Here is a 7,026-nt window from a genome sequence, read left to right as displayed (position 1 = left end):
GGGTTGATGCCCGTCTTGGGCGAGCAGCGCCCGAACACGCGGGCCTGGTGGACGTCGTAGGCGGCCAGGTAGGCCAGCGCACCGCCACGGTCGTAGTCATGGTTGACGCGCATCATCCGGGAGGTGCCGGGCGGCAGGGTGGGATGGCAGCGGCAGCGGGCCTGGATCGAGGTCTTCTCATCGGAGGAGATCACGTACTCGTTGCCGGCAAGGGGCTGGCCGTCCCAGATGCGCTGGTAGAGGCCGAGCACATGGGCAGCCTTGGTGGCGAAGTCAGGGTCGCGGATGAACACCCAGGAGGCGTGCTGCCAGGGCTTGAGCACGTCGGCGGCCAGGATCCGGCGGACGGTTGAGGCGGACATCGCCTCGGCGATGCCCCGCCCGACGGCTTCGCGGGCCAGGTCGGTACTGCTCCAGCGGGACAACGGCATCCCGGTCTCGGCCGGCAGTTGGCAGGCCAGCGCCGTGGGCGCGGATACGTACTCGGCCAGCGTCTCCCGTGTCGCCGGCAGCGGCGTGCGGTCGTTCGCAGCGACCGGTGTCCGGTGCCGTCGAACCTTCAACGTGTCACCGAGGGTTTGAGCGACTCAGGGGTTGGTCAGGCAAGGTGAAGGTGACGTGTTCGTCCATGGGCCGCATCAGGCTGTCGAAGCTCACCAGCTCAGATCGCCAAGAAAACTGCTAAGCGCCGCGTTGACCTCCGCGGGCCGCTCCAGCGGCGGCAGGTGTCCCGTTGCCGGCAGATCGAGCCGCCGGGCGCCTTTGATCTCATCGGTCAGCAGATCCGACACCGCCTGGATGCCCGGCACATCCGCCAGTCCGTTGATCACCAGAGTGGGTGCGGTGATCTCGTGGAGTCGCTCCTTGGCCGACAGGTGCCGCTCGGTCACCGGCCGACGGCTCCAAGAGCGCTCGAACACTCGGCGCATCATCGCGAACGCCAGCTCCCACACCTCCGGATCGAGATCGTTCAGTCCCCGGTCCGGCCCGGCCACCTGCCATAGCACATGTGCCCGGGCGAAGGCGTCGAGATCTCCGGGAAGCACCCTGCCCGCCGTCCCACTCTGATAGCAGGCCAGCCTATCGGCGGGAACGGTGCTGTGCACCCGCTCCCGCGCCTGCACGATCATGTCCTCGGGCCATGAGTGGCCCGACAACCCAGAGGAGATCAGCACGAGCCCCGCCACTCGGTCCGGAGCCACCAACGCCGCCTCCACCGCGTAGGAGCCCCCCATCGAATCGCCCACCAGCGCGGCCCGTTCCACGCCGAGTCCGTCCATCACGCGCAGCAGGTCTTCGTGGTGAACGAGATCACCGGCCGGATCGGCCGACTCGCCGTACCCGCGCCAGTCGTAACTGATCACCCGGTAACGATCGAACAGGGAGTCGCACTGGTGTCGCCACATGCGCCGATCGGCAATCCCCGCGTGGATGAGCACCACCGCAGGACCCTCACCCACCTCGTCATAGGCCAGACCATCGATCCTCGTCACGCCCCAGATCGTATGAGTCGAATCGCAGCTTCTCGGCTGGGTTCGCAGTCGGCGTATCCCGCGCCCATGTCCACGACCTCGATTCCTGAGTCCCGCTCAAATCTCGACGACCCAAGCCTCAAGGTTCGATGTCATAGGACAAACGGATTGATCAAGCAGTGAGCGCGTATCCGTCCTGGTGCCGGGCTTGATGAAGGCGGTGCTGTTCACGATCGAGGTGAAAGGCGCAGTAAGCGTCCAGGTCAGCGTTGGAGATCACGGCGGGAGCTTGAGGATGGCCTCGGCTCCGGCCAGACCCCACCGGGCTCCGGTGATCTCCAGCCGGTCGCCGATCAAGTGACGAGCAGTCCCCTCAATGACACCGGTGGCGATCGGCCATCCCTGTTCCAGAGCGTGGTCGTAACGCAGGAACTCGCAATGGCTGGATAAGTAGCGGACACAGGTGTTCAGCCCGCCGCGCCGGTCGGCAGGCAGGGCCGCAGCCTGAGTCTTCACCTCGCCTATCACCTGGTCGGTGTTGCCGGCCAGCAGACCCAGCGCCCAGGCGGCGACACGTTCCTCGGCCGCCGGGTCGTCGGCGGCGTGCGGACAGCGTGCGCCACGCCAGAGGTATTCGAGCACGTGGATCAGGTCACAGACGATGTGGAGTTGGATGCCGCGGCGGGCGGCCTCAGTCTGGAGCAGGTGAATCTGGTGGTGGTCACCGTCCACCAGCGCCACCCGGGGACGGGCATGGACGACGTCACGGGCATGCTCAGGTCCGGGTTTCCGACCAGCGGCGACCTGCCGCCTCCCGGCGGCCAGGATGTTGATCGCGGCCTCCGCCGTGGCTCACGCTTCGGCGATGATGGCGATCCACTCGCCGGCCTCCCGGCGTCGTCTCCGGTAGGTACGGAACCGGATCAAGAACCTTCGCGCAGGCGCAGCAGATGCCCGGTGATGTGGTCCCGGGCCGCGGCGACCGCGCGGGCGGCATGATCCTCGACGCCCCGCGGCGGGCGGCTGCCTTTCACCAGCAGGGTGGCGTAGCCGTGCGTGGTGGACAGGTGCACGTAGACGAAGTCGGCGGTCTCGGCCCAGGAGGTGTTCGGGGGCAGGACGTCCGAGGCCAGGTTCATGAGGGCGGCCGTGAGACGGCGGCTCTGCTCCTGGATGGCCGGGCGGTGGGGCTCGGCGAAGTCGTAGGAGTAGACGAGGTCGAGGCCCGTGCGATGATCCACGACGTAGCGGGTGTAGGCGCCCGCGGTGGCTGCCAGCCGGTCCACCGGGTCGGGCCCGGCCCGCTCGGCTGCCTCCACGAGCAGGTCCGCGATCTCGCTGACGATGCCGGCCGCGCATGCCGCCAGCAGAGAATCCCGATCGGGAAAGTGACGGTACGGCGCGGCCGACGACACGCCTGCGCGGGCAGCGACCTTCGCCACGGAAAAGCCCGCGACTCCCGTCTCGGCCAGCAGCGCGAGGCCCTCGCGGATCAACTCTGCCCGCAGGTCGCCGTGGTGGTATCCGCGTTTCGGCGTCGTGGGTCTGCTCACGTTGAACGATTCTCCCGTGTTCTCAATGTTAGAGTACTCTTACTTCGTGTTAGAGCACTCTTACATTGGGGCTGAGCAGTATGGAGCAACGGACCCTCGGACGGCAGGGACTGACGGTGTCGGCGCTGGGCTACGGCGCGATGGGCATCTCGATCGCGTACGGACCCTCGGGCGGCAGCGATGGGATCGCGACCATCCGACGGGCCCACGAGCTGGGCGTGACGTTCTTCGACACGGCCGAGCTCTACGGCCAGGGCGAGAACGAGCGCATCGTCGGCGCCGCGCTCGCGCCGGTGCGTGACGAGGTCGTCATCGCGACCAAGTTCGGCTTCGACTTCACCGGCACCCGGGAGGGCGGCGTCGACAGCCGTCCCGAGCACATCCGCGAGGTCGTCGACAACAGCCTGCGTTACCTCGGCGTCGACGTCATCGACGTGCTCTACCAGCATCGCGTCGACCCCAGCGTGCCGATCGAGGATGTCGCGGGCACGGTCAAGGAGTTCATCGACGCCGGGAAGGTGCGTTACTTCGGGCTGAGTGAGGCAGGCGAGAACACCATCCGCCGCGCGCACGCCGTCCAGCCCGTCTCGGTCCTGCAGACCGAATACTCGCTGTTCGAACGGGACGTCGAGGTCCTCTTCCCGGTGCTGCGCGAGCTGGGGATCGGGTTCGTGGCGTACTCGCCGCTGGGCCGCGGCTTTCTCACCAGCCAGGCCAAGCCGGGCGCCGACTACGACCCCACCGACATGCGCAGCTGGGACGCCCGCTTCCAGCCCGGCAATTACGAGAAGAACCTGGAGGCCACCCACCGGCTCGCCGACCTGGCCGCGGCCAAGGGCGCGACCGTCGCCCAGCTCGCCCTGGCCTGGCTCCTGGCCCAGGGCGAGGACATCGTCCCCATCCCTGGCACCCGCAGCATCCAGCGGCTGGAAGAGAACGCCGGCGCCGCCGACCTGGTCATCGACGACACCGACCTGAAGCGCGTGTCCGAGATCCTCCCGACCGGCGGCTTCGGCGCCCGTTACCCCGAGCAGTACCTCCCTGTCTGGGACTGACCCATCCCCCTGACTGACGCGGGCAGGGGCCGGAGTGCGCGCTCCTCGATCAGATGATCGCGGCCGTCCGCATGGGACGAGAGCCGTGTGTTCGCGGTGCACGGCACGCCGGGAGTCGGAAAGCCGGCGCTGCTGGGGTACCGGCGAGAGCCGTGCAGCGGCGTGAACACCGTTGGGGTGAGAAGGAGCACGGGGACGCCGCCATGGCCGGCCCTCAGGCGGTGCGGCGGGAACGGGCCAGGGCCAGACCGCCGAGGACCGTGCCGATCAGCCCCAGCACCAGGGCCACGATGGCCCCGGCCAGCCCGTTGCCGGTGCCGAGACCGCCGGCGGCGTTGGCCATGTGCAGCCCACCGATGATCGCGCTGATCAGCCCCAGCACCGTGGTCGCGATGGCTCTGGCGCGCCCGTTGCCGGCGCCGGCACGACCGGCGGAGCGGGCCAGAGCCAGCCCACCGATGACCACGCTGACCAGCCCCACCACGGCGGCCACGGTGGGCACGGTTCGCCCGGAGCCGATGTCGTAACCTGCGGCGACGGAGACGTGCACGGCCTCGGGTACGGCGAGCAAGAGACGGACGGACATCGAGGATCCCTTCGGTCGAATGGCGGGCGGCCGCAGCGTGTGCGGCGCGCTGGATCGGCCTGTGCCGATCGAGGCTCCGGTGACGAGCGCCAGGCCGGTTTCACGGAATCGATCATCGCGCCGTCGAGGCGCCGCTGCCTCCGACAGCGGATGGCAGCGTCTACGCAGTTCTGCGTAGACGACCCGGACCCTCGTACGCTCGTCGTCGTAGGCGGTCGCGCGTCCGGGCGGAGTGTTCTCGCGGGCGGGAACCGTAGGATCGCGGCATGGAACACCGCGTGATGTCGTTGCGCCTGCCGGTGCCGGCGCAAGACCTGTTGCTCGCGCTCTTCATCACCGGGATGCAGGTTCAGGGCACGATAGTCCGCAACGCCGGCGAGGTGGTACAGCGTCCCCTTACCGACCTCGGAAACCTGGGATATGTCCTGCTGGTCATCAGTGGCGTGGTCGTCGCCGTCCGCCGCCGGTGGCCGGTGCCGGTGTTCGTCACCGCCGCGCTCGCCAGCTTGGTGTACTACGGCCTCGACTTCCCCGACGGGCCCGGCTGGCTCGGGCTCTTCGTCGCCCTGTACACCCTCGCCGCCTACGGTGACGGGCGCCGGTCGCTGATGATCGCCGGCGTGGGCACCTCGGTGCTCACCATCGGCTGGCTGGTCGCCGCGGCCGACATCGAGCCACGCGCCGCCATCGGCTGGGTGTTCTTCCGGATCGGCGCGTCGGTCATGAGCGCCGCCCTTGGCGAGTCCGTCCGGTCCCGGCAGGTCATCGCGGCCGAAGCTCAGGAGCGCGCCGACTTGGCCGAGCGGACTCGCGAGGAGGAGGCGCGGGCGCGGGTCGACGCCGAACGGCTCCGGATCGCGCGCGAGGTCCACGACACCGTCGCGCACGCCATCGCGATCATCAACGTCCAGTCCGGTGTCACCGCGCACGTGCTCGACAAGCGGCCGGAAGTGGCGCGCGAGGCGCTGCGAGCCATCGAGCAGACCAGTTCCCGGGCGCTGCGGGAGATGCGGGCCATCCTCGGGGTACTCCGTGGCGACGACGGTGACGACGACGGGCGGGTGCCGTACCCCGGGCTGGGGCAGATCGACGAACTGGCCGCCAAGGCACGCCAGGCCGGACTCGACATCAAGCTCGAGGAGACCTCGCCCGCGGCGCCGTTGCCGAGCGCGGTGGGCAGTGCCGCCTACCGGATCCTTCAGGAATCGATCACCAACGTGATCCGCCACGTCGGCCCGACCCGGGTGACGGTGGCGCTGACCCCCGGGATCGAGGCCTTGGAGATCCGGGTGACCGATGAGGGCCGCCGGGCCGCCCCAGGTGACGACCCCGCGGATCCGCACCTACCGGCCCGGCATCCGAGCGGCACGGGCAGCTCGGCCAAGCCCGGCCGCGGGATCGTCGGCATGCGCGAGCGCTGCCGGCTGCTGGGCGGAGAACTCGACGCCGGGCCGATCGCGGGCGGCGGGTTCGAAGTCAGGGCACGACTGCCCCTCGCGCCGACCGGGTCGCGCCTGTGAACGCGGCGGCCGCGTCGCCGTGGACCGACGCTCCGATCGCTCCGATCAAGGTGCTGCTCGCCGATGACGAGGGTCTCGTGCGATCCGGGTTCAAGGTGCTGCTCGACCTCGAGGACGACATCACAGTGGTGGCAGAAGCCACCAACGGCGCCGAAGCCGTCGAGCGGGCCCGCGCCACCCGCCCCGACGTCGTCCTCATGGACATCCGCATGCCCAAGGTGGACGGGATTCAAGCCACCGCCCAGATCGCCGGGACGCCCGGGTTGGAGCAGGTCCGAGTCCTCATCCTCACCACCTACGACACCGACGAGTACGTCTTCGACGCCTTGCAGGCCGGCGCCAGCGGCTTCCTGCTCAAAGACGCCGGACCGGCCGAGCTCCTGCATGCCATCCGGGTGGTCGCCGCCGGAGAGGCGCTGCTCGCGCCGCGCATCACCCGACGCCTGATCGGCCAGTTCACCGCGCAGCGTAAAGCCGCCCGGGCCGCGGACGACCGGCTCGCGGTGCTGACCGAGCGCGAGCGCGAAGTGCTGGCCCTGGTGGGGCAGGGCTTGAGCAACCACGAGATCGGTGCCGAGTTGTTTCTCAGCCCGGCCACCGCGCGCACCCATGTCAGCCACGCGATGGCGAAACTGGGTGCGCGCGACCGTGCGCAACTGGTCGTCATCGCTTACCAAACGGGACTGGTCAGCCCTGCGATGCCAGGCACGGTCACGCCGCGTTCGCACGACGACCGGCGTAGATGATCATGTCGTTGTCGAACACCTTGGGACGCACGCCGTGACGGCCGGGTCAAGACCAGGCGATCTCACCGGTTCGGTCGACGAAGCGCCCGGAGGC

7 protein-coding genes and 1 pseudogene are annotated in these 7,026 nt (G+C 69.3%); 3 read left to right on the top strand and 5 right to left on the bottom strand.

Going from position 1 to position 7,026, the window contains the following annotated elements:
- The 4 genes and pseudogenes from ACIBX3_RS40595 to ACIBX3_RS40580 form a co-directional block, all read right to left on the bottom strand.
- Nucleotides 1-563, bottom strand: a pseudogene (locus tag ACIBX3_RS40595) (hypothetical protein); the annotation flags it as partial.
- A 90-nt stretch (nt 564-653) separates the two neighbouring features.
- The gene (locus ACIBX3_RS40590; RefSeq protein ID WP_397125885.1) at nt 654-1,442 is read right to left on the bottom strand and encodes an alpha/beta fold hydrolase; all 789 of its coding nucleotides are present in this window, start codon (nt 1,440-1,442) and stop codon (nt 654-656) included.
- 306 nt (nt 1,443-1,748) lie between these two features.
- Complete coding sequence (locus ACIBX3_RS40585) at nt 1,749-2,204, bottom strand: hypothetical protein (RefSeq protein WP_397125884.1); 456 nt, start codon at nt 2,202-2,204, stop codon at nt 1,749-1,751.
- A gap of 191 nt (nt 2,205-2,395) precedes the next feature.
- Entirely contained in the window at nt 2,396-3,025 is a 630-nt protein-coding gene (locus ACIBX3_RS40580) for a TetR/AcrR family transcriptional regulator (RefSeq protein ID WP_397125883.1), read from the bottom strand.
- An 80-nt stretch (nt 3,026-3,105) separates the two neighbouring features.
- Between ACIBX3_RS40580 and ACIBX3_RS40575 the strand changes: the two genes are divergently transcribed.
- Nucleotides 3,106-4,080: an aldo/keto reductase gene (locus tag ACIBX3_RS40575; protein ID WP_397125882.1), complete on the top strand. Its 975-nt coding sequence runs from the start codon at nt 3,106-3,108 to the stop codon at nt 4,078-4,080.
- A 214-nt stretch (nt 4,081-4,294) separates the two neighbouring features.
- Here the strand turns inward: ACIBX3_RS40575 and ACIBX3_RS40570 are convergent, their stop codons facing one another.
- Complete coding sequence (locus tag ACIBX3_RS40570; protein ID WP_397125881.1) at nt 4,295-4,666, bottom strand: DUF6223 family protein; 372 nt, start codon at nt 4,664-4,666, stop codon at nt 4,295-4,297.
- 266 nt (nt 4,667-4,932) lie between these two features.
- Between ACIBX3_RS40570 and ACIBX3_RS40565 the strand changes: the two genes are divergently transcribed.
- The gene (locus tag ACIBX3_RS40565) at nt 4,933-6,186 is read left to right on the top strand and encodes a sensor histidine kinase (protein WP_397125880.1); all 1,254 of its coding nucleotides are present in this window, start codon (nt 4,933-4,935) and stop codon (nt 6,184-6,186) included.
- Nucleotides 6,183-6,932, top strand: a complete 750-nt coding sequence (locus tag ACIBX3_RS40560) for a response regulator (protein ID WP_397125879.1) — start codon at nt 6,183-6,185, stop codon at nt 6,930-6,932. The genes ACIBX3_RS40565 and ACIBX3_RS40560 overlap by 4 nt, the downstream gene beginning before the upstream one ends.
- Nucleotides 6,933-7,026 lie beyond the last annotated feature (94 nt).

The organism is Nonomuraea sp. NPDC049480, from assembly GCF_044465905.1.
Lineage (GTDB): Bacteria > Actinomycetota > Actinomycetes > Streptosporangiales > Streptosporangiaceae > Nonomuraea.
The sequence above is the reverse complement of the archived record's forward strand: the minus strand, read 5'-3'. Positions and strand labels throughout refer to the sequence as shown.

Bases quoted from the DNA above. Each gene is read 5' to 3' on its own strand.
- ACIBX3_RS40575 (WP_397125882.1), top strand. From the start codon at position 3,106: ATGGAGCAACGGACCCTCGGACGGCAGGGACTGACGGTGTCGGCGCTG.
- ACIBX3_RS40570 (WP_397125881.1), bottom strand. From the start codon at position 4,666: ATGTCCGTCCGTCTCTTGCTCGCCGTACCCGAGGCCGTGCACGTCTCC.
- ACIBX3_RS40565 (WP_397125880.1), top strand. From the start codon at position 4,933: ATGGAACACCGCGTGATGTCGTTGCGCCTGCCGGTGCCGGCGCAAGAC.